The sequence below is a fragment of the Gottfriedia endophytica genome, assembly GCF_017814275.1.
Taxonomy (GTDB): Bacteria; Bacillota; Bacilli; order Bacillales; family Bacillaceae_G; genus Gottfriedia; species Gottfriedia endophytica.
In genome coordinates this window covers 1-1,610 of sequence record NZ_JAGIYQ010000031.1, presented here as the reverse complement: position 1 = coordinate 1,610, position 1,610 = coordinate 1, and the positions used below count along the sequence as shown (strand labels likewise).

At 53.5% G+C, this 1,610-nt stretch carries 1 rRNA gene; it reads left to right on the top strand.

Features of this window, described 5'->3' with window-relative positions:
• Positions 1–13: 13 nt before the first annotated feature.
• A 16S ribosomal RNA gene (locus J5Y03_RS19675) occupies positions 14–1,562 on the top strand.
• Positions 1,563–1,610: the final 48 nt, after the last annotated feature.

The following is a 1,610-nucleotide window of genomic DNA, read 5'->3' as shown; positions in this document are numbered from 1 at the left end:
AGATAAACAATCTATTATGGAGAGTTTGATCCTGGCTCAGGACGAACGCTGGCGGCGTGCCTAATACATGCAAGTCGAGCGGACTTGTAGGAGCTTGCTCCTGCAAGTTAGCGGCGGACGGGTGAGTAACACGTGGGCAACCTGCCTGTAAGACTGGGATAACTTCGGGAAACCGGAGCTAATACCGGATGCTACTTCGGAACTCCTGTTCCTTAGTTGAAAGATGGCTTCGGCTATCACTTACAGATGGGCCCGCGGCGCATTAGCTAGTTGGTGAGGTAACGGCTCACCAAGGCGACGATGCGTAGCCGACCTGAGAGGGTGATCGGCCACACTGGGACTGAGACACGGCCCAGACTCCTACGGGAGGCAGCAGTAGGGAATCTTCCGCAATGGACGAAAGTCTGACGGAGCAACGCCGCGTGAGCGATGAAGGCCTTCGGGTCGTAAAGCTCTGTTGTTAGGGAAGAACAAGTGCTAGTTGAATAAGCTGGCACCTTGACGGTACCTAACCAGAAAGCCACGGCTAACTACGTGCCAGCAGCCGCGGTAATACGTAGGTGGCAAGCGTTGTCCGGAATTATTGGGCGTAAAGCGCGCGCAGGCGGTTTCTTAAGTCTGATGTGAAAGCCCCCGGCTCAACCGGGGAGGGTCATTGGAAACTGGGAAACTTGAGTGCAGAAGAGGAAAGTGGAATTCCAAGTGTAGCGGTGAAATGCGTAGAGATTTGGAGGAACACCAGTGGCGAAGGCGACTTTCTGGTCTGTAACTGACGCTGAGGCGCGAAAGCGTGGGGAGCAAACAGGATTAGATACCCTGGTAGTCCACGCCGTAAACGATGAGTGCTAAGTGTTAGAGGGTTTCCGCCCTTTAGTGCTGAAGTTAACGCATTAAGCACTCCGCCTGGGGAGTACGGCCGCAAGGCTGAAACTCAAAGGAATTGACGGGGGCCCGCACAAGTGGTGGAGCATGTGGTTTAATTCGAAGCAACGCGAAGAACCTTACCAGGTCTTGACATCCTCTGACAACCCTAGAGATAGGGCTTTCCCTTCGGGGACAGAGTGACAGGTGGTGCATGGTTGTCGTCAGCTCGTGTCGTGAGATGTTGGGTTAAGTCCCGCAACGAGCGCAACCCTTGATCTTAGTTGCCAGCATTTAGTTGGGCACTCTAAGGTGACTGCCGGTGACAAACCGGAGGAAGGTGGGGATGACGTCAAATCATCATGCCCCTTATGACCTGGGCTACACACGTGCTACAATGGATAGTACAAAGGGTTGCAAGACCGCGAGGTGGAGCTAATCCCATAAAACTATTCTCAGTTCGGATTGTAGGCTGCAACTCGCCTACATGAAGCCGGAATCACTAGTAATCGCGGATCAGCATGCCGCGGTGAATACGTTCCCGGGCCTTGTACACACCGCCCGTCACACCACGAGAGTTTGTAACACCCGAAGTCGGTGGGGTAACCGTAAGGAGCCAGCCGCCTAAGGTGGGACAGATGATTGGGGTGAAGTCGTAACAAGGTAGCCGTATCGGAAGGTGCGGCTGGATCACCTCCTTTCTATGGAGACATCATGAACTTCGGTTCATGTATGAAATGTTTCTTCAT